The 20,912-nt window shown below is 70.2% G+C and carries 16 protein-coding genes; 13 read left to right on the forward strand and 3 right to left on the reverse strand.

Translation table 11 applies throughout. From position 1 onward, the window contains the following. Window positions 1–6 precede the first annotated feature (6 nt). Together ABTY62_RS07515 and ABTY62_RS07520 are read right to left on the reverse strand one after the other, a co-directional pair. A complete protein-coding gene (locus ABTY62_RS07515; RefSeq protein WP_352128460.1) occupies window positions 7–1,002 on the reverse strand; it encodes a hypothetical protein in 996 nt (331 codons plus the stop codon). Window positions 1,003–1,032: 30 nt separating this feature from the next. Continuing rightward, complete coding sequence (locus tag ABTY62_RS07520) at window positions 1,033–1,968, reverse strand: hypothetical protein (RefSeq protein ID WP_352128461.1); 936 nt, start codon at window positions 1,966–1,968, stop codon at window positions 1,033–1,035. A 121-nt stretch (window positions 1,969–2,089) separates the two neighbouring features. On the opposite strand from ABTY62_RS07520, the gene ABTY62_RS07525 reads away from it, so the two are divergent. The 12 genes from ABTY62_RS07525 to ABTY62_RS07580 all read left to right on the forward strand — a co-directional run bounded on the left by ABTY62_RS07525 (window position 2,090) and on the right by ABTY62_RS07580 (window position 18,916). Then, window positions 2,090–4,723, forward strand: a complete 2,634-nt coding sequence (locus tag ABTY62_RS07525) for a valine--tRNA ligase (protein ID WP_352128462.1) — start codon at window positions 2,090–2,092, stop codon at window positions 4,721–4,723. A 144-nt stretch (window positions 4,724–4,867) separates the two neighbouring features. Further along, the gene (locus ABTY62_RS07530) at window positions 4,868–6,319 is read left to right on the forward strand and encodes a peptidoglycan D,D-transpeptidase FtsI family protein (protein WP_352128463.1); all 1,452 of its coding nucleotides are present in this window, start codon (window positions 4,868–4,870) and stop codon (window positions 6,317–6,319) included. Between the two features lie 83 nt (window positions 6,320–6,402). Further along, window positions 6,403–7,905, forward strand: a complete 1,503-nt coding sequence (gene folC / locus ABTY62_RS07535; protein ID WP_352128464.1) for a bifunctional tetrahydrofolate synthase/dihydrofolate synthase — start codon at window positions 6,403–6,405, stop codon at window positions 7,903–7,905. 1 nt (window position 7,906) lies between these two features. Then, the gene (locus ABTY62_RS07540) at window positions 7,907–8,266 is read left to right on the forward strand and encodes a DUF4233 domain-containing protein (RefSeq protein ID WP_352128465.1); all 360 of its coding nucleotides are present in this window, start codon (window positions 7,907–7,909) and stop codon (window positions 8,264–8,266) included. A 75-nt stretch (window positions 8,267–8,341) separates the two neighbouring features. Next, entirely contained in the window at window positions 8,342–8,755 is a 414-nt protein-coding gene (gene ndk, locus ABTY62_RS07545; RefSeq protein WP_311722446.1) for a nucleoside-diphosphate kinase, read from the forward strand. A 316-nt stretch (window positions 8,756–9,071) separates the two neighbouring features. Further along, entirely contained in the window at window positions 9,072–10,091 is a 1,020-nt protein-coding gene (locus ABTY62_RS07550) for a rod shape-determining protein (protein WP_311722447.1), read from the forward strand. Window positions 10,092–10,253: 162 nt separating this feature from the next. Next, window positions 10,254–11,195: a rod shape-determining protein MreC gene (mreC, locus tag ABTY62_RS07555; protein WP_311722448.1), complete on the forward strand. Its 942-nt coding sequence runs from the start codon at window positions 10,254–10,256 to the stop codon at window positions 11,193–11,195. Window positions 11,196–11,201: 6 nt separating this feature from the next. Next, the gene (mreD, locus tag ABTY62_RS07560) at window positions 11,202–11,816 is read left to right on the forward strand and encodes a rod shape-determining protein MreD (RefSeq protein ID WP_311722916.1); all 615 of its coding nucleotides are present in this window, start codon (window positions 11,202–11,204) and stop codon (window positions 11,814–11,816) included. A gap of 96 nt (window positions 11,817–11,912) precedes the next feature. Further along, complete coding sequence (gene mrdA / locus ABTY62_RS07565; protein ID WP_352128466.1) at window positions 11,913–14,048, forward strand: penicillin-binding protein 2; 2,136 nt, start codon at window positions 11,913–11,915, stop codon at window positions 14,046–14,048. A 65-nt stretch (window positions 14,049–14,113) separates the two neighbouring features. Continuing rightward, the gene (gene rodA, locus ABTY62_RS07570; protein WP_352128647.1) at window positions 14,114–15,247 is read left to right on the forward strand and encodes a rod shape-determining protein RodA; all 1,134 of its coding nucleotides are present in this window, start codon (window positions 14,114–14,116) and stop codon (window positions 15,245–15,247) included. A gap of 60 nt (window positions 15,248–15,307) precedes the next feature. Continuing rightward, complete coding sequence (locus tag ABTY62_RS07575; protein ID WP_352128467.1) at window positions 15,308–16,882, forward strand: CYTH and CHAD domain-containing protein; 1,575 nt, start codon at window positions 15,308–15,310, stop codon at window positions 16,880–16,882. Between the two features lie 72 nt (window positions 16,883–16,954). Continuing rightward, window positions 16,955–18,916, forward strand: coding sequence for a TIGR03960 family B12-binding radical SAM protein (locus ABTY62_RS07580; RefSeq protein ID WP_352128468.1), 1,962 nt, complete (start codon window positions 16,955–16,957; stop codon window positions 18,914–18,916). 36 nt (window positions 18,917–18,952) lie between these two features. On the opposite strand, the gene ABTY62_RS07585 is transcribed toward ABTY62_RS07580, so the two are convergent. After that, the gene (locus ABTY62_RS07585) at window positions 18,953–19,648 is read right to left on the reverse strand and encodes a type 1 glutamine amidotransferase domain-containing protein (RefSeq protein WP_352128469.1); all 696 of its coding nucleotides are present in this window, start codon (window positions 19,646–19,648) and stop codon (window positions 18,953–18,955) included. Between the two features lie 382 nt (window positions 19,649–20,030). Between ABTY62_RS07585 and ABTY62_RS07590 the strand changes: the two genes are divergently transcribed. Further along, window positions 20,031–20,807 carry a TIGR03936 family radical SAM-associated protein gene (locus ABTY62_RS07590; protein WP_311722453.1) on the forward strand — a complete coding sequence of 259 codons (777 nt, stop codon included), beginning with the start codon at window positions 20,031–20,033 and terminating at the stop codon, window positions 20,805–20,807. Window positions 20,808–20,912 lie beyond the last annotated feature (105 nt).

The raw sequence follows: 20,912 nt of genomic DNA on the forward strand, positions 1-20,912 counted from the left end.
GGGCCGCTACTTGATCTCCACGCGGGCGTCCTTGCGGACCTTCGCGGTGATGTCGGCGGCGGTGTCGATCGACATCCCCCCGCCGGAGAGCGCGGCCGACACGTCGGAGACGACCACATAGCCGACGGTGCTGTGGTCGGCCCACATGCACAGCGGGATGGTGAAGCTCTTGGTGGCCTCGGTGGTGCCGGTGAACTTCACGTTCTGGCACTTCATCACGGCGTCGTCCAGACCGGCCGGGGTGACCTGCTGCGGGCTGCCCTCGAGCTCGGCCTTGCCGCCGCTGCCGACGCTGGAGTCCTTCTGGGCCTCCTGCGAGATCTTCGCGAAGGCGCCGTCCACCACGGCCTGGGGGTTGTCGATCGTGCCCCACAGACCGTTGAGGCTCAGGACCTTCTGGCTCACGCCCGATCCGGCCTTGTAGCCGCCGCTGACGGACTCCGCGTTCTTGACGCCGAGCTTCTCGAAGTCGGCCTTGTCGCTCTCGCTGAGCCCGTCGCTGTTGCCGGAGGGGTCCTTGGTGTACTCGCCGGCCACCGTCTCGGGCGTGGTCAGCTTGTAGCGCTTGCCGTCGTCGGCGACGACGTTCTTGCCGCCGCCCTTGCCGCCCTTGTCGTCGTCCTTGTTGTTGTTGAACAGCAGGAACCCGCCGACCACCGCGGCCACCACGACCACCGCGCCGATGGCTATCGCCAGGCCCTTCTTGTTGCCGCCGCTCGGCGGGGGCGTCGGCTGGTACGGCCCGGGCATGCCCGGCTGCCCGTACGGCTGCTGGGGCTGCTGGCCGTAGGGGGCGGCGGGCTGCTGCCCCGGGTAGCCGTACCCGGGCTGGGGCTGCGGCGGCTGCGGCTGGCTGTACGGGTTCGGCTGGCCGTAGCCGCCGCCCTGCTGCGGGGGCTGCTGCGGGTAGCCGTAGCCGGGCTGTCCGGCCGCGCCGCCCTGCCCGTAGGGACCCGGCTGCTGGGGCTGCTGGCCGTACGGGCCCGGCTGGTTGTAGCTCATGTCTGTCCTTCGCTTTGTTGCCGGTTGTTGCTAGCTGTCTATTTGGACGCGCGCGTCGTCGCGCACCTTGACGGTGAGTTCGGCGGCGTCCTTCAGCGACATGCCGCCGCCCAGGACCGCGGCCGCCGGGTCCACCATCACGGTGATGCCCAAGGTGTCCTTGTCGCCCCAGACGCACGCGGGCGCCTGTACGGATCCCTGATCCGCGGTGAACTTCAGCGCCTGGCACTTCAGGACGTCCCCGTCGAAGCCGTCGGGGGAGAACTCCTGGGCGCTGCCCTGAGGCTGCGCCGTGCCGTTGTCCTGAAGCGCCTTGACGATGACCGCCAGGGCCAGGTCCGCCCCTCGCTTGGGGTCGGTCACCTTGCCCCAGACCCCGGTGAACTTCATCATGTTCTTCCCCGCGGACTGGTAGTCGGCCGCCACCAGATGCGGATCCTCGACGACCGGCACCTGCTGGAGGTCCTTCTTGCCGGCCTCGGACAGGTCGTTCTCGTTGGTGCCGGCCCCCTGGCGCTGATAGTCACCGGCGACCGTCTTGGGGGTGGTCAGCTTGTACGGCCCGTCGTCGCCGCCGAGCAGGAAGTAGGCCCCGCCGCCCGCGGCCCCCAGGGCGACGAGCGCGGCCACCGTGATACCCACGGCCCTGCCCTTGCGGCGGCCGCCGGCGGGTGGGGCCGGCTGCTGCGGGTAGCCGTAGCCGGGTCCCTGCGTCTGCTGTGGGGGCGGTGCCTGCTGCTGCGGCGGCTGGGCGTACGGATTCGGCTGGCCATAGGGGCCCGGCGCGCCGTAGCCGCCGTACGTACCGGGGCCGCCGTAGCCGCCCGGCGGGGCCGGCTGCTGCGGATAGCCGTAGCCCGGCTGCTGGGTGTAGGGATTATTGGGCACGGGCGGCTGGCCGGCGCCGTACGGACCCGGCTGCGCCCCGTAGGGGCCGGGCTGCGGCGGCGGCTGGTGGTAGCTCATCGTGCCCTCTCTTCGATGCCCATGACAGGTGCGCAACATCCTTCCTGACGCGTTGGCCTCCCTTTGCGGCGGGGGCACAACGGGTTCGTAACGGAGTGCCGCGGCCCTTTAGACTGCGGTCGTGACCGAGAACTCTCAGCAGCGCCCCGACAGCGGGCCCAACAGCCACCCCGAACTGCCGACCCAGTACGCGCCGGCCGATGTAGAGGGGCAGCTGTACGAGCGCTGGGTAGAGCGCGGTTACTTCGAGGCGGACGAGAACAGCGGCAAAGAGCCCTACACCATCGTCATCCCCCCGCCCAACGTCACCGGCTCCCTGCACCTCGGCCATGCCTTCGAGCACACCATCATCGATGCGCTCACGCGGCGCAAGCGCATGCAGGGCTTCGAGACGCTGTGGCAGCCCGGTATGGACCACGCGGGCATCGCCACACAGAACGTGGTGGAGCGTGAGCTGGCCAAGGAGGGCGTCTCCCGCCATGACCTGGGCCGCGAGGCGTTCGTCGAGCGGGTGTGGCAGTGGAAGGCGGAGTCCGGTGGGCAGATCTCCGGCCAGATGAGGCGCCTGGGCGACGGCGTCGCCTGGAACCGCGAGCGCTTCACCATGGACGAGGGGCTGTCCAAGGCCGTCCAGACCATCTTCAAGAAGCTCTACGACGACGAGCTGATCTACCGCGCCGAGCGGATCATCAACTGGTGCCCGCGCTGTCTGACGGCCATCTCCGACATCGAGGTGGAGTACCAGGACGACGACGGCGAGCTGGTCTCGATCCGTTACGGGGAGGGCGACGCCTCGATCGTCGTGGCCACGACCCGCGCCGAGACGATGCTCGGTGACACCGCGGTCGCCGTCCACCCCGACGACGAGCGCTACCGCCACCTGATCGGCACCGAGATCGAGCTGCCGCTCACCGGCCGCCGCATCCCGGTCGTCGCCGACGAGCACGTCGACCCGGAGTTCGGCACCGGCGCGGTCAAGGTGACCCCGGCCCATGACCCGAACGACTTCGAGATCGGCCAGCGCCACGGGCTGCCGAGCCTGACCGTCATGGACGAGCACGCGGTCATCACCGCCCACGGCCCCTTCCAGGGCCTGGACCGGCTGGAGGCGCGCAGCGCCATCGTCGGCGCGCTGCGCGCCGACGGCCGGATCGTGGCCGAGAAGCGGCCGTACGTCCACTCCGTCGGCCACTGCTCGCGCTGCAAGACGACCATCGAGCCGCGGCTGTCCATGCAGTGGTGGGTCAAGGTCGGCCCGCTGGCCAAGGCCGCGGGCGACGCGGTCCGCGACGGCCGGGTGAAGATCCACCCGGAGGACATGGCCAAGCGCTACTTCGACTGGGTCGACAACCTCCACGACTGGTGCATCTCGCGCCAGCTGTGGTGGGGCCACCGGATCCCGGTCTGGTACGGGCCGAACGGCGAGGTCGTGTGCGTCGGACCGGACGAGCAGCCGCCGTCCGGCGAGGGCTGGCACCAGGACAGCGACGTCCTGGACACCTGGTTCTCCTCGGGCCTGTGGCCGTTCTCCACGCTCGGCTGGCCGCAGGACACCGGCAGCCTGCGGAAGTTCTATCCGAACTCGGTCCTGGTCACCGGCTACGACATCCTGTTCTTCTGGGTCGCCCGGATGATGATGTTCGGCCTGTACGCGATGGACGGCACCCCGCCGTTCCACACCATCGCCCTGCACGGCATGGTGCGCGACCAGTTCGGCAAGAAGATGTCCAAGTCCTTCGGGAACGCGGTCAACCCCCTGGACTGGATGGACCAGTATGGCTCGGACGCGGTCCGCTTCACCCTCGCCCGGGGCGCCAACCCCGGCGTGGACGTGCCGATCGGCGAGGACTGGGTCCAGGCGTCCCGCAACTTCGCCAACAAGATCTGGAACGCCACGCGCTTCGCGCTGATGAACGGCGCGACGGTCGAGGGCGAACTGCCCGCCCCCGAGCGGCTGTCCGCGGCCGACCGCTGGATCCTGTCCCGGCTGAACACGGTGGTCGCCGAGGTCGACGCGTACTACGAGGACTACCAGTTCGCCAAGTTGTCGGACTCCCTCTACCACTTCGCGTGGGACGAGGTCTTCGACTGGTATGTCGAGCTGTCCAAGACCACCTTCGCGCAGGGCGGCGAGGCGGCCGACGCGTCCCGGCGGGTGCTCGGCGAGGTTCTGGACGTGATGCTGCGGCTGCTGCACCCGGTCGTCCCGTTCGTCACCGAGAAGCTGTGGACCGCGCTCACCGGCCGGGAGTCCTTGGTCATCGCCGACTGGCCGCGGGACAGCGGCTTCCGCGACGCCGCCGCCGAGCAGGAGATCACCACCGTCCAGCAGGTGGTCACCGAGGTCCGCAGGTTCCGTGCCGACCAGGGCCTCCAGCCCGGCCAGAAGGTCCCGGCGCGCCTCGACCTGTCCGGCACCCCGCTGGCGGTCCACGAGGACGCCATGCGCGCGCTGCTGAGGCTCCAGCCGGCCGGTGAGGACTTCACCGCCACCGCCTCGCTGCCGGTCGCGGGCGCGACCGTGGCTCTCGACCTGTCCGGCGCGATCGACGTCGAGGCCGAGCGCAAGCGGCTCGCCAAGGACCTCGCCGCAGCCGAGAAGGACAAGGCCCAGACCACGGCGAAGCTGAACAACGAGGCCTTCCTGGCCAAGGCGCCCGACCACGTCGTGGAGAAGATCCGGGGCCGGCAGTCGACCGCCGAGGCCGACATCGCCCGGATCACCGCCCAGTTGGCGGCCCTGCCCCAGGGCTGACCACCCAGCCGGTGCCGAAGCGCCCCCGCCCCCTCAGCCGAGGGCGGCGGGGGCGCTTCGCGTGTGTGCGGGGTCACAGCCGGGAACCAAAAGCGCCGATCCGGGAGTTATCCGCTCGTACGTCCCGGAAGGAGCACCGCCACCATGAACAAGCCGCTGCGACACGCCTCCGTGTTCAGCCTGCTGCTCGTGCTGGCCCTGCTCATCTGGGCCACCTGGATCCAGGTGGCCAGGGCCCACAGCCTCGACGACAACACCCACAACCCGCGCGTGGCCATCAAGGAGTACTCCGGGCCCCTCGGCGACATCCTGGTCGGCGGCAAGCCGGTCACCGGCTCCGCCGCCACCACCGGCGACCTGAAGTACAAGCGGACGTACACCGACGGCGAGCTGTACGCACCGGTCACCGGCTACGCCTCGCAGACCTACGGCACCACCCAGCTGGAGGCGCTCGACCGGGGCGTGCTGGACGGCTCGGACTCCCGGCTGGCCGGCCCCGACCAGCTGCTGACCCGGCAGCGGGCCAAGGCGGGCGATGTGCTCACCACCATCGACCCCGCCGCGCAGAAGGCCGCGTACGAGGGGCTCGGCAGCAAGACCGGCGCCGTCGTGGCCATCGACCCGAAGACGGGGAAGGTCCTCGCCCTGGCCAGCACCCCCTCCTACGACCCCGGCACCTTCGCGGGCTCCTCCGCCGCCGACCAGAAGGCGTGGAACGCGCTTCAGAAGGACGAGAAGCAGCCGATGCTCAACCGCGCGCTGCGCCAGACGTATCCGCCGGGCTCGGCCTTCAAGCTGGTCGTCGCCGCGGCGGCGCTGGAGGACGGGCTCTACGGCTCCGTGGACGAGCCGACGAAGAGCCCCGACCCGTATCGGCTGCCCGGCACGGTCACCGACATGACCAACGAGAGCGCGTCGGCCCCCTGCAAGAACGCGACGATACGCACCGCGCTCCAGTACTCCTGCAACACGGTCTTCGCGAAGATGGCGGTCGACCTGGGGCAGACCAAGGTCGCGGCCCAGGCGAAGAAGCTGGGCTTCGACGACTCCAAGCTGGACATCCCGGTGCGCGCCGCCAAGAGCGTCTACCCCAGCGGCATGGACGCCTCGCAGACCGCCCTGAGCGGCATGGGCCAGTTCGACGTCACCGCGACCCCGCTCCAGATGGCCATGGTCTCCGCGGCCATCGCGGACGGCGGCACCCTGATGAAGCCGTATCTGGTCGACCGCACCACCGACGGCAGCGGGGGCACCCTGGAGCGGACCGAGCCGGCCGCGTACAGCCGGGCCATGTCGTCGTCCACGGCCTCGCAGCTGCGGTCCGCGATGACGACGGTGGTGGAGCGGGGCACCGGCACCAGCGCACAGATCCCCGGGGTGACGGTCGGCGGCAAGACCGGCACCGCGCAGCACGGCGAGAACAACAGCGCGAACCCGTACGCGTGGTTTGTGAGTTACGCGGCTGACGGGCAGGGCCATCAGGTCGCGGTCGCGGTGGCGGTCGAGGACAGCGGCGCGGCCCGCGCCGACATCTCCGGCGGCGGCCTGGCCGGGCCGATCGCCAAGTCGGTGATGAAGGCGGCGCTGGGCATATGAGGGGCACCCGGCCCCCGGAGGAGGACCGAGCCCTAAAAGAGACGCGCCGGAAGCAGACCGAGCCCTGAAAGTAGACTGTGACCGTGAGCGAGAGCCCCCAGAACGAGCCCGATGAGTTCGACGAGATCGTCGGAGCCGAGACCGACCGCGACCCCGATCTCGCCGTGATCGAGGCCGGGAGCCGGACGCTGCGCACCCGGTCCGGGCCGGCGCAGGGGGACGGAGTGCCCTCCCGTCCGGCCGACCCGGAGCTGGACCGGGCGCTGCGGGAGGTGGAGGCGGAGCTCGCGGGGCGCTGGCCCGAGACCAAGCTGGACCCCTCGCTGGTGCGCGTCGAGGCGCTGATGGACATCCTCGGCTCCCCGCAACGCGCCTACCCCTCGATCCACATCACCGGCACAAACGGCAAGACCAGCACCGCCCGCATGATCGAGTCGCTGCTGGGCGCCTTCGACCTGCGCACCGGCCGCTACACCAGCCCGCACGTCCAGTCGATCACCGAGCGGATCAGCCTGGACGGGGCGCCGATCTCCGCCGAGCGGTTCATCGAGACCTACCAGGACATCCGGCCGTACGTCGACATGGTCGACGCCTCACAGGAGCACCGGCTCTCGTTCTTCGAGGTGCTCACCGGCATGGCGTACGCGGCCTTCGCGGACGCGCCGGTCGACATCGCGGTGGTCGAGGTCGGCATGGGCGGCGTCTGGGACGCCACCAATGTGATCGACGCCGGGGTCGCGGTGATCATGCCGATCTCGCTGGACCACACCGACCGGCTGGGCACCACTCCGGAGCAGATCGCGACGGAGAAGGCCGGGATAGTCAAGCAGGACGCCACGGTGGTGCTGGCACAGCAGCCGCTGGAGGCCGCGTCCGTGGTCCTCAAGCGCGCGGTCGAGGTGGATGCCACGGTCGCCCGCGAGGGCATGGAGTTCGGCGTGCTCTCCCGCGAGGTGGCGGTCGGCGGCCAGCTGCTGACCCTGCGCGGCCTCGGCGGTGAGTACCCGGAGGTCTTCCTCCCGCTGTACGGGGCCCACCAGGCGCACAACGCGGCGGTGGCGCTGGCCGCCGTGGAGGCGTTCTTCGGCGTCGGCTCGGAGCACGCCCGCATCCTGGACATCGACACGGTCCGCACCGCCTTCGCCTCCGTCACCTCCCCGGGCCGGCTCGAAGTGGTGCGCCGCAGCCCGACCGTGGTCCTGGACGCCGCGCACAACCCGGCCGGGGCGCGGGCGGCGGCCGAGGCGGTCACCGAGGCCTTCGGCTTCAGCAGGCTGATCGGTGTGGTCGGCGCGAGCGGCGACAAGGACGTACGCGGCGTCCTGGAGGCCTTCGAGCCGATCTTCGCGGAGGTGGTGATCACCCGCAACTCCACCGAGCGCGCGATGGACGTGGACGAGCTGGCCGGCTTCGCCGTCGAGGTCTTCGGCGCGGAGCGGGTGCAGGTCGAGCCGCGGCTGGACGACGCCCTGGAGGCGGCGATCACGCTCGCGGAGGAAGAGAGCGAGTACTCGGGCGCGGGCGTGCTGGTGACCGGGTCGGTGATAACGGTCGGCGAGGCCCGGCTGCTTCTGGGAAGGGGCTGACATGCGAACGCTGTGCGCATCCACCCTGATCGGTGAATTCTTTGTGATCGGCTTCGCCGGTCTGGTGGCCATGAAGGTCTCCGGCCTGTCCGTGGCCACGGTGTGGACGGTCTGCGGCATCGCCATGGCGCTGTGCGTCCTGCTGTGCGGGATGCTCGGCCGCCCCGGCGCGGTGCACATCGGCTGGGCCCTTCAGATCGGCCTGGTGCTGAGCGGCACCATCGTCACCACCATGTACGTTCTGGGCGCGGCCTTCGCGGGGCTGTGGTGGGCCTCGGTCCACTACGGCCGCAAGGTCGACGAGGCGAAGGCCCGTTTCGCTTCCGCCGGCGCCGGCACCGCCGGTGCTGACACTGCGTAACGTGGCCGTCGTTCACCCATGTAGCCTCGGCGGCACAGTTTCACCCGCATGCCACGTTCCAAGGGAGTTCTCGCAGTGACCCAGCGCACGCTCGTCCTTCTCAAGCCCGACGCCGTACGACGCGGACTGATCGGCGAGATCCTGAGCCGCATCGAGAAGAAGGCGGGCTGGACGATCAGCGCGCTGGAGCTGCGCGAGCTCGGCCGCGAGGTGCTGGAGCAGCACTACGCCGAGCACGTGGGCAAGGCCTTCTACGAGCCGCTGGTGGACTTCATGGCCTCCGGCCCGGTGGTCGCGCTGGTCGTCGAGGGCGAGCGCGTCATCGAGGGCGTACGGGCGCTGGCGGGGCCGACCGACCCGATCGCCGCGGCGCCGGGCTCCATCCGCGGCGACTTCGGCACGATCGTGCGGGAGAACCTGATCCACGCCTCCGACTCCGAGGAGTCCGCCCAGCGGGAGATCAAGATCTTCTTCCCCGGGCTCGCCTGAACCCGCCTGAACTCGTCCGGGCCGGGTTGACCGTTCATCACATGGTCACCCGGTCCCACCTGGGGCGGCCGCCATTGTTCGGCCGCCCTTCGGCATATGCGGGCCGATCGGGGGAACGCATCCCCGCGACACGACGTCACCATTAGCAGGGGGCGGGCCCGTGTTCTGCTGACAATGGCGGAGGACCCCCGCAGCGTGTTCGAGCGGGCGTGACTACGATGAGAGCTTCCGCGCCTCGCAGCGCACCACATCCTGCCGACCTCAAGCAAGCAATCGCTCAATTGGGAAGGCCTGACGCATCCTCATGGGGAACAACATGTCGTTCATCGGCCGTGACATGGCTGTCGACCTCGGGACCGCCAACACGCTGGTGTACGTCAGGGGCCGCGGGATCGTCCTCAACGAGCCGTCCGTCGTCGCCATCAACACCAACACCGGCGGAATCCTCGCGGTGGGCGCCGAGGCGAAGAAGATGATCGGCCGCACCCCTGGCAACATCGTGGCCGTGCGCCCGCTGAAGGACGGCGTGATCGCCGACTTCGAGATCACCGAGCGGATGCTGCGCTACTTCATCCTGAAGATCCACAAGCGCCGCTATCTCGCCCGCCCCCGCGTCGTCGTCTGCGTGCCCTCGGGCATCACCGGCGTCGAGCGCCGCGCGGTCATCGAGGCCTCCACCCAGGCGGGCGCCCGTCAGGTGCACATCATCGAGGAGCCCATGGCCGCCGCCATCGGCTCCGGCCTGCCCGTCCACGAGGCCACCGGCAACATGGTCGTGGACATCGGCGGCGGCACCACCGAGGTCGCGGTCATCTCGCTCGGCGGCATCGTCACCGCGCAGTCCATCCGGGTGGCGGGCGACGAGCTGGACAACGCGATCATCCAGCACATCAAGAAGGAGTACAGCCTTCTGCTCGGCGAGCGCACCGCCGAGAACATCAAGATCACGATCGGCTCCGCCTTCGAGGGCAAGGAGGAGGAGCACACCGAGATCCGCGGCCGTGACCTGGTCAGCGGTCTCCCCAAGACCGTGGTGATCTCCGCCGCCGAGGTCCGCAAGGCCATGGAGGAGCCGGTCAACTCGATCGTCGACGCGGTCAAGACCACCCTCGACAAGTGCCCGCCCGAGCTGTCCGGCGACGTCATGGACCGCGGCATCGTGCTCACCGGCGGCGGCGCCCTGCTGCGCGGCCTCGACGAGCGGCTGCGCCAGGAGACCGGCATGCCGATCCACATCGCCGAGGACCCGCTGGACTCGGTCGCGCTCGGCTCCGGCAAGTGCGTCGAGGAGTTCGAGGCGCTCCAGCAGGTGCTGGACGCCCAGCCCCGCAGATGACGATCCGGTGAATCCGCCGTACGGGTGGCCGACTTCCCGTACGGCGGAGCGGCGGTTCACTGATATACAGGCATTTGGCTCCCCATGACCGGCTACACGTGAAAATCGCCTGACGAATGACGTGGCCGGTCCGACTCCGACGAGGAAGGCACGTCGCCGCACGTGAGGGACACACGAGAGAGCCGGCTGCTCCTGGTGCTGCTGGTCGCCATCGCGTTCGCACTGATCACGGTGGACATCCGCGGCGGCGAGGACTCGCCCCTCGACGGCGCCAGGCAGGCCGCCGCATCCGTCTTCGGCCCTGTCGAGGACGGGGTCGCGTCCGCGGTCGACCCGGTCGGCAACGCCGTCGCGGCCGTACGGGACTCGGGCGAGCGGCATGACCGGATCAGCGCCCTGGAGCGGGAGAACGCGGAGCTCAAGCAGCGGCTCGGCAGCGACGACCGCAACCGCGCCCGCGTCGTCGAGCTGGACAAGCTGCGCAAGACCGCCGGCGCCGGCCAGTACGGCATCAAGGGCGCCCAGGTCATCGCCATAGGCGCGGCCCGGGGCTTCTCCTGGACCGTCACCATCGACGTGGGCAGCAAGGACGGCATCCGCCGCGACATGACCGTCATCAACGGCGACGGCCTGGTCGGCCGGGTCACCACCGTCGGCCCGTCCACGGCCACCGTCGTCCTGGCCATCGACCCGGAGTTCACCGTCGGCACCCGCATGGAGAAGTCCGGCGAGCTCGGCTTCGCCAACGGTCAGGGCGGCCGCTCGCTGCGCGTCCAGCTCCTCAACGGCAAGGCCAAGATCAAGAAGGGCGACCGGCTGGTCACCTTCGGCTCCCGCGCCAACAAGCCCTTCGTGCCCGGCGTTCCGGTCGGCGAGGTGGTCCGGGTCGACCCCTCGGGCGGCGATCTGACCCGCACCCTGCTGGTGCGCCCGTACGTGGGCTTCACCAAGCTCGACATCGTCGGGGTCGTCGTCGAGCCGCCGCGCGAGAACCCGCGGGACACGGTGCTGCCGCCCAAGCCCGCCAAGCCCAAGCCGGCGCCCACGGTCACCGTCACGGTCAAACCGACCTCGTCCCCGAGCGCCTCCGCCGACAGGAGCTGACCCATGCTGCGTCTGAACCGGGTCCTGCTCTCGACCCTCCTGGTGGTCATCGCCCTCGTCGTCCAGGTCTGTGTGCTCGCCCGGCTCCAGCTGCCCGGCGCGGTCCCCGACCTGCTGCTGCTCGTCGTGCTCGGCCTGGCGCTGGTCTACGGCCACACGGGCGGCGCGCTCATCGGCTTCGGCGCCGGCCTGCTCGCCGACCTCGCCCCGCCCGCCGACCACGCCGCCGGGCGGTACGCCCTGGTGCTGTGCGTCATCGGCTATCTGGCGGGCCTCGCCAAGCCCGAGACCGGCCAGCTCCGGTCGGCCACCGGGCCGATGCTCGTGGTCGTCGCGGCGGCCATCGGCAGCACGCTGCTGTACGCGGGCGTCGGCCAGCTCGTCGGCGACGACGCCTCCCGCCATGTGGGCCTGAGCAAGCTGTTGTTCACCGCGGCGCTGTACGACCTGCTGCTGGCGCCCTTCACCGTGCCGCTGATCATGGGGATGGCCAGAAAGAGCGAGAACGACCCGATGGCCGACAGCTCCGGCGGCTCCCGGGTCGGCAGCCAGCGCGGCGGCCTCCTGATGAAGGCCGCCAACCGAGGGACGGGACGGCTCAAGGGGGTCAAGCGCCTGTGAGGCCTCGATCCGACATTCAGTGGGGGAAGCTTTGAGGCTGCGTTCTTCCGGGGGACAACCCCCGTACCCCCGGCCTGACAACCAGTGGGGGCCGCTGTGAGCAACATCCCCGAGACCGGGCGGACTCCGCGCGTCACCATCCGGCTGGTCGCCATCCAGATCATCGTCTTCTCGCTGCTGCTCACCCTCGGCGGCCGCCTGTGGTACCTCCAGATCCGCAACGGCGACGAATACACCGCGGAAGCCGCCAACAACCACGTCCAGCAGGTCGTCCACCCCGCCGTGCGCGGCTCGATACTGGACGCCCGCGGCGTGCCGCTCGCCGACAACGAGACCCGCCTGGTCGTCTCCGCCAGCCGCACCGAGCTGATGAAGATGAAGGACGACGGGAAGGCCGTCCTCACCCGTCTCGCCGAGGTCCTGGACATGAAGCCCAAGGACGTGATGGACAAGGTCCGGCTGTGCGACGCCAAGACGGCCCAGCCCTGCTGGAACGGCTCGCCGTACCAGCCCATCCCCATCACCGACGAGGCCAGCCCCAAGCAGGCCCTCCAGATCCGCGAGCGCGAAGAGGACTTCCCGGGGATAAGCGCGGAGCCGACCGCCGTACGCCGCTACGCCGCCCCGGGCGACGCCAACGCCGCACAGGTGCTCGGCTACCTCTCCCCGGTCACCGACGAGGAGATCAAGAAGGCCGAGGACAGCCATTCGCCGCTGCTCCGCTCCGACCAGGTCGGCCGTAACGGCCTGGAGCGCGAGTACGACGACCAGCTGCGCGGCAAGGCCGGGGTCACCCGCTACGAGGTGGACAACCTCGGCCGGGTCATCGGCCAGGCGGAGAGCCAGAAGGCCCAGCCCGGCGCCAACGTCGTCACCAGCATCGACGCCCGGGTGCAGGCCGTCGCCGAAAAAGAGCTGGACCAGGCGATGAAGGACGCCCGCAAGGAGATGGACCGGAACACGGGCCGCAGGTACGAGGCGGACGCGGGCGCGGTCGTGGTCATGGAGGCGAAGACCGGCCGGGTGGTCGCGATGGCCTCCAACCCGACGTACGACCCCAACGCCTGGGTCGGCGGCATCTCCGGCAAGGACTACAAGAAGCTCACCGGCAAGAGCTCCAACTATCCGCTGCTGAACCGGGCGATCCAGGGCCAGTCGGCCCCCGGCTCGATCTTCAAGGTGATCCCGACGACGGCGGCGGTCAACGCCGGCTACCCCTTCGACGGCAACTACAACTGCTCCAGCTCGTTCAGCATCGGCTCACAGGTCTTCAAGAACTTCGAGTCGAAGGGCTACGGCCCGATCAGCCTCGGCCGGGCGCTCGAGGTCTCCTGCGACACCGTGTTCTACGACCTCTCGTACAAGCAGTGGCAGAAGGACGGCGGCAACAAGCCCAAGAAGCACCCGGCGGACTGGTTCTACAAGACTGCCCACCAGTTCGGCCTCGGCAAGGAGACCGGCATCGACCTCCCCAACGAGGTCACCGGCCGGATCCCGGACCGCCAGTGGAAGAAGGACTACTGGAAGGCCAACAAGAACGGCTGGTGCAAGTACGGCAAGAAGGACGGGAACTACGGCCAGCGGATCGCCTACGAGAACTGCCTCGAAGGCATGAAGATGCGCGCCGGTGACTCGGTGAACTACTCCATCGGCCAGGGCGACACGCTCGTCACCCCGATCCAGATGGCGACCATCTACGCCGCGATCAGCAACGGCGGCACGCTGTACGACCCGACCATCGGCAAGGCGATCATCAGCGCCGACGGCAAGAAGGTCCAGGAGATCAAGCCGAAGTCGCACGGCAAGCTGCCGATGGACGGGCAGACGCGCCGCCAGATAGACAGCGCCCTCGCGGGAGTCGCGACCCGCGGCACCGCCGCCTGGCGATTCGGCGGCTGGCCGCAGAACAAGATCCCGATGCACGCCAAGACGGGTACGGCCGAGGTCTACGGCAAGCAGACGACCTCGTGGTTCGCGACGTACACCAAGGACTACTCGATCGTCATGACGATCTCCCAGGGTGGTACCGGCTCCGGCGCCTCCGGCCCGGCCGTGCGCAACATCTACAACGCGCTCTACGGGGTGGACGCCAAGGGCGGCATCGACAACAAGAAGGCGCTGCTGCCCAAGCCCCAGGCGACCCTCCCCAAGATCGATTCCGATGGCACCATTCAGGCCCAGCCGCTGGGCCCGCCGGTCAAGGCGGTCGGAAGGCGGGACGAGCAAGCGTGAGTGCCTCTACGCACACGTACACCACGCGCCGGTTCACGCCCGAGCGCGGCACCTGGGGCAAGCTCATGGCGCGCGACTCGATCGTGCGCCGCCTGGACTGGATACTGCTGTTCGCCGCGCTGGCCCTGTCCGCCATCGGCTCCGTCCTCGTCTACTCCGCCACCCGCAACCGCACCGAGCTCAACCAGGGCGACCCGTACTACTTCCTGATCCGGCACGCCATGAACACCGGCATCGGGCTGGTGCTGGCCGTCGGCACGATCTGGCTCGGCCACCGCACGCTGCGCGGGGCCGTGCCGGTGCTGTACGCGCTGTCCGTGGTCCTCGTCCTCGCCGTCCTCACCCCGCTCGGCTCCACCATCAACGGGGCGCACGCGTGGATCGTGATCGGCGGCGGCTTCTCCCTCCAGCCCTCCGAGTTCGCCAAGATCACCATCATCCTGGGGATGGCGATGCTGCTGGCGGCGCGCGTGGACGCGGGGGACCGCGTCAACCCCGACCACCGCACCGTCGTCCAGGCCCTCGGGCTCGCCACGCTGCCCATCGCGATCGTGCTGCTCATGCCGGACCTCGGCTCGGTGATGGTCATGGCGGTGATCGTGCTCGGCGTGCTGCTCGCCTCGGGCGCGTCCAACCGCTGGGTCGTGGGGCTGATCGGCGCGGCCGTCATCGGCGCGGTCCTGATCTGGCAGCTCGGCGTGCTCGACCAGTACCAGATCGACCGCTTCGCCGCCTTCGCCAACCCGGCCCTCGACCCGGCGGGCGTCGGCTACAACACCAACCAGGCGCGGATCGCGATCGGCTCGGGCGGCCTCACCGGCAAGGGGCTGTTCCACGGCACCCAGACCACCGGCCAGTTCGTGCCCGAGCAGCAGACCGACTTCGTCTTCACGGTCGCGGGGGAGGAACTGGGCTTCCTCGGCGCGGGCCTGATCATCGTGCTGCTCGGCGTCGTGCTGTGGCGCGCCTGCCGCATCGCGCGGGACACCACCGAGCTCTACGGCACGGTCGTCGCCGCCGGGATCATCGCCTGGTTCGCCTTCCAGGCGTTCGAGAACATCGGCATGACGCTGGGCATCATGCCGGTGGCCGGTCTGCCGCTGCCGTTCGTCTCGTACGGCGGGTCGTCGATGTTCGCCGTGTGGATAGCGGTCGGCCTGCTTCAGTCGATCCGCGTACAGCGTCCCGTATCGGCCTGACGCCCGATCCGCCCGCCGCCGGGGCTGCCCTCAAACGCCGCACCGCAGTACATTCACGTCATGGCGGACACGGTGCGTGAGATCGAGCGAAAGTACGAGGCCCCCGACGACGGCCGGCTCCCCGATCTGACCGGGGTCGCCGGCGTCGCGGAGGTCGTGAACAAGGGCGTGGCCACGCTGGACGCCACGTACTACGACACCGCCGACCAGCGGCTCGCGGCGGACCGCATCACCCTGCGCCGCCGCACGGGCGGCAGCGACGCGGGGTGGCACCTCAAGCTGCCCGCCGGGCCGGACGCCCGCGACGAGATCCGCGCCCCGCTGTCGGACACACTGCCCGCCGAGCTCGCCGCCCTCGTACGCTCCCGCGTCCGCGACAAGGGGCTCGTCCCGCTGGTCCGCCTGGTGTCCGAGCGGGACGTCAGACACCTCGTGGACGCCGACGGCGCCCTGCTCGCCGAGCTGTCCGCCGACCGCGTCACCGCCAGCCGTCTGACCCCGGAGCAGAGCGAGCCGGTGGGGTGGACGGAGGTCGAGATGGAGCTCGCCCCGGGCGGCGACCCGGCGCTCCTCGACGTGCTCGAATCGCATCTGACGGAGGCGGGGCTGCGCCGCTCGGCCGCCCCGTCCAAGCTGGCCAGGGCGCTGGCCGAGACCGGCGTCGCGCGGGAGGGCACGAAGGGCGCCGAGTCGGCCGACAAGAAAGCCAAGGCGGGCAAGAAGGCGGGCAAGGGCGCGAAGGGCGCCGGGCCCACGGCGGGCGACGTGGTCCTCCGCTACGCACGCGCCCAGATAGCCGCCGTCGTCTCGCTCGACCCCGCCGTCCGCCTGGACGCGCCCGACTCCGTCCACCGCATGCGTGTCGCCACCCGCCGCCTGCGCAGCTCCTTCCGCTCCTACCGCAAGGTCCTGGACCGGGCCGTCACCGATCCCATCGGCGACGAGCTGAAGTGGCTGGCCGGCGAGCTCGGCATCGACCGCGACCGCGAGGTGCTCACCGCCCGGATCGAGGAGCGGCTCGCCGAGGTTCCCGACGAGCTGCGCGCCGGCCCCGTGGCGGAGCGGCTGGGCACCTGGTCGCGGACGAGCCGCCGTGGCTCGCGCGAGCGGCTGATCGGCGTGCTCGACGGCGAGCGCCACCTCGCCCTGCTGGCCTCCCTGGACGCGCTGTCCGCCGACCCGCCGCTGCGGCCCGCCGCCGACCGCCCCGCCGAGGACGTGATCCTCGCGGCCGTGCTGCGCGACTACGAACGGCTCGCCGCCCTCGTCGCCGCCGCCCTCGCCGCTCCCCCCGGGCACGACCGGGACATCGCCATGCACGAGGCGCGCAAGAAGGCCAAGCGCGCCCGCTACGCCGCCGAGGCCGCCCGCCCCGCGCTCGGCAAGCCCGCCAAAGCGTTCGCGGGGCTCATGACCGAGCTCCAGGAACTGCTCGGCGACCACCAGGACAGCGTGGTCGCCCGCGAGGCGCTGCGCGACCTGGCCGAGCAGGCGCACGCCGCCGGGGAGCGCGACTTCACCTTCGGCGTCCTGTACGCCCGGGAGGAGGCGCTGGCCGCGCGGCGGGAGGCCGAGCTGCCCGCGCTGTGGGCCGAGGTCTCGCGCGAGAAGCACCGGGCCGCGCTGCGGCCGTGAGCGGCGTCAGGGGTGTCCGCCGGGCGGGTTAGGCTTGGGGGTCACCCCTGTCAGCTCACGAAGGTCTCCCGGATGTCTGTCGAGTCGGTCTTTCCGCAGCTCGAGGCCCTGCTCCCGCATGTGCAGAAGCCGATCCAGTACGTAGGCGGGGAGCTGAACTCCACCGTCAAAACCTGGGACAGCTGCGACGTCCGCTGGGCGCTCATGTACCCGGACGCGTACGAGGTCGGTCTGCCCAACCAGGGCGTCATGATCCTTTACGAGGTGCTGAACGAGCGTGAGGGCGTGCTCGCGGAGCGCACGTACAGCGTCTGGCCGGACCTCGAAGCGCTCATGCGCGAGCACAAGGTGCCGCAGTTCACCGTTGACTCGCACCGCCCGGTCGCGGCCTTCGACGTCTTCGGGCTCTCCTTCTCCACCGAGCTCGGTTACACGAACATGCTCAGCGCGCTCGACCTGGCCGGGATCCCGCTCGACGCCGCGGACCGCACCGAGGACCACCCCGTCGTGGTCGCCGGTGGCCATGCCGCGTTCAACCCCGAGCCGATCGCGGACTTCATCGACTGCGCGGTGATCGGGGACGGCGAGCAGGCCGTCCTGGAGATGACCGAGATCATCCGCGCCTGGAAGGCCGAGGGCCGCCCCGGCGGCCGGGACGAGCTGCTGTTCCGCCTCGCCCGCACCGGCGGCGTCTATGTGCCGAAGTTCTACGACGTGGAGTACCTGCCCGACGGCCGGATCTCCCGCGTCGTGCCGAACCGCTCCGGCGTGCCGTGGCGGGTGTCCAAGCACACCGTGATGGACCTGGACGAATGGCCGTACCCCAAGCAGCCCCTGGTGCCGCTCGCCGAGACGGTCCATGAGCGGATGTCCGTCGAGATCTTCCGCGGCTGCACGCGCGGCTGCCGCTTCTGCCAGGCGGGCATGATCACCCGCCCGGTGCGCGAGCGCTCCATCACCGGCATCGGCGAGATGGTCGAGAAGGGTCTCAAGGCCACCGGCTTCGAGGAAGTCGGCCTGCTGTCCCTGTCCTCCGCGGACCACTCCGAGATCGGCGACGTCGCCAAGGGCCTCGCCGACCGCTACGAGGAAGACAAGATCGGGCTGTCGCTCCCGTCGACCCGGGTGGACGCCTTCAATATCGACCTCGCCAACGAGCTCACCCGCAACGGCCGCCGCTCCGGCCTCACCTTCGCCCCCGAGGGCGGCAGTGAGCGCATCCGCAAGGTCATCAACAAGATGGTCTCGGAAGACGACCTGATCAGGACCGTCGCCACCGCGTACGGCAACGGCTGGCGCCAGGTGAAGCTGTACTTCATGTGCGGCCTGCCAACCGAGACCGACGACGACGTGCTCCAGATCGCCGACATGGCCATGAAGGTCATCGCCAAGGGCCGCGAGGTCTCCGGCCAGAACGACATTCGCTGCACCGTCTCCATCGGCGGCTTCGTCCCCAAGCCGCACACCCCCTTCCAGTGGGCCCCGCAGCTCGGCGCCGAGGAGACGGACGCCCGCCTGGAGAAGCTGCGCGACAAGATCCGCGGCGACAAGAAGTACGGCCGCTCCATCGGCTTCCGCTACCACGACGGCAAGCCGGGCATCGTCGAGGGCCTGCTCTCCCGCGGCGACCGCCGGGTGGGCGCGGTCATCCGCGCGGTCTACGAGGACGGCGGCCGCTTCGACGGCTGGCGCGAGCACTTCAGCTACGACCGCTGGATGGAGTGCGCCGAGCGGGCGCTGCCCGAGTTCGGCGTGGACGTCGACTGGTACACCACCCGCGAGCGCGCCTACGAGGAGGTCCTGCCCTGGGACCACCTGGACTCCGGCCTCGACAAGGACTGGCTCTGGGAGGACTGGCAGGACGCCCTGGACGAGACCGAGGTCGACGACTGCCGCTGGACCCCGTGCTTCGACTGCGGCGTCTGCCCGCAGATGGACACGCAGATCCAGATCGGACCGACGGGCAAGAAGCTGCTGCCGCTGACGGTCAAGAACGCTGGTCCGACGCCTGCCGTGAGTGGTCACACGCACTGAGGACGAGGGCGAGGTGCCGCACCCTGGTCCACCCGGTCACTTGAGGATCTCGAGCAGCCGATCGGCGAGAGTCGCTGCTGAATGGGGATTCTGTCCGGTGATCAGGTTGCGGTCCTCCACCATGTACGGCTCCCATATCGGGCCGCGGCTGAATTCGACGCCGACCTGGTCCTTGAGTTCGGTCTCCAGCAGCCACGGTGCCCTGGAGGCCAGCCCGACCGCCTCTTCCTCCTCGTTGGTGAAGCACGTGACCCGGTAGCCCCTGAAGGGTGACTGGCCGTGAATTCTCGTGGCCAGCATCGCGGAAGGGGCGTGGCACACGATCGCGAGTGGCCTGCCGGAGGCGAGTTGCGCCGTCAGCAGGCGGCCGGCATCGGCGTCGAACGCCAAGTCCGACATGGGACCGTGACCACCGGGCAGATACACCGCGTCGTAGTCCTCGAGACGGACGTCCGAAAGTTTGAGGGGGCGGCGCAACACCTCGGCGTCACGGATGATGGCTTCCAGCTCGAGGGCTCCGTCCTCACCACCCGCCATCGAGGGGCGCAGGCTCATCATGTCGACGTTCGGGATCGCACCGCCGGGTGTCGCGACCACGACATCATGGCCGCCCTCCGTGATCTTCTTGTAGGGCATCGCGAACTCTTCGGCCCAATATCCCGTCGCATGCCTGGTGCCGTCCTTGAGCACCCAATACGTCGCCCCACTCACGATGAAGAGGACTTTCGCCACAGCGACTACCTCCCTGCCCTCTCTCCCTGCCTTCTGAATCGCTCGCACATTCATTGCACGCTCGGCACGGCAGCCCGGCAAGTCCGGTGACTCTCCGGGACACAGCCGTAGCCGAGAGAGGCGCTTCTGCCCACAGATGGACACGCGGATCCGGATCGGACCGACGGGCAGGAAGCTGCCGCCGCCGACGGCCGTCAAGTAACCCACGGCCCGACAAGTACGCTGGAAGGGGCACGGGCACGCACCCGCACAAGGTGAGGGCCCGGCCTCCGGCGTTCGACAGCAACACCTCGATCGCCAGACCTCGACAGCAAGGCTTCGACGGCAAGGAGAAGGACCCCTGGGCAAGCGACAGCCCGAAGGCCCGCCGCCCGCACCCGCGGTGCAGCGCATCCGTTTGCGCTACACCAAGCGCGGCCGCCTCCGGTTCACCAGCCACCGCGACTTCCAGCGCGCCTTCGAGCGGGCGCTGCGCCGCGCCGAGGTGCCCATGGCGTACTCGGCGGGGTTCACCCCGCACCCCAAGGTGTCGTACGCCAATGCCGCACCCACCGGCACGGGCAGTGAGGCCGAGTACCTGGAGATTCAGCTCACCGAGGCGCGCGACCCCGAAAGGCTGCGTGAGCTCCTCGACGAGTCGCTGCCCGCCGGGCTCGACGTCACCGAGGCCGTCGAGGCCCATACGCCGGGCCTGGCCGATCGGCTTCAGGCCTCCGTCTGGGAGATCCGGCTGAGCGGGGTCGCCCCCGAGGAGGCCGAGCGCGCCGTCGCCGCCTTCCTCGCCGCCGAAACGGTCGAGGTCGAACGCCGGACGAAAAACGGGTTGCGGTCCTTCGACGCACGTGGCGCCGTCGCCCGGCTCGAGGCCCTCGCGGCCCCGGTCGATAGGCCGGGGGACCCTGCCTGTGCGATACTGCGGCTGGTGGTACGGCATCTGACACCTGCCGTGCGACCCGACGACGTCCTGTCCGGTCTCCGCGCTACGGCCGACCTGGCGCCGCCGGTCCCCGCAGCGGTGACCAGGCTGGCGCAGGGGCTGCTCGATGAGGAGTCCGGCACGGTGACCGACCCGCTCGCGCCCGATCGCGAGGCAGTACCGGCCGCCCCACCCACGGCCGCCGGGCTGACCGCCGCGATGGCGCCGGAAGGTTCCGCGTAGGACCGCCGTCGATGCGCCGCCGGTGCACCAGGGAGCCACCCCGGGTCCGGCAGGCGCGCTGACCAGGAGACTTTCGCCGGTCCCGGCATTTCCGGTCCCGACGAG

It is taken from the genome of Streptomyces sp. NPDC097640 (genome assembly GCF_040302705.1).
GTDB lineage: Bacteria > Actinomycetota > Actinomycetes > Streptomycetales > Streptomycetaceae > Streptomyces.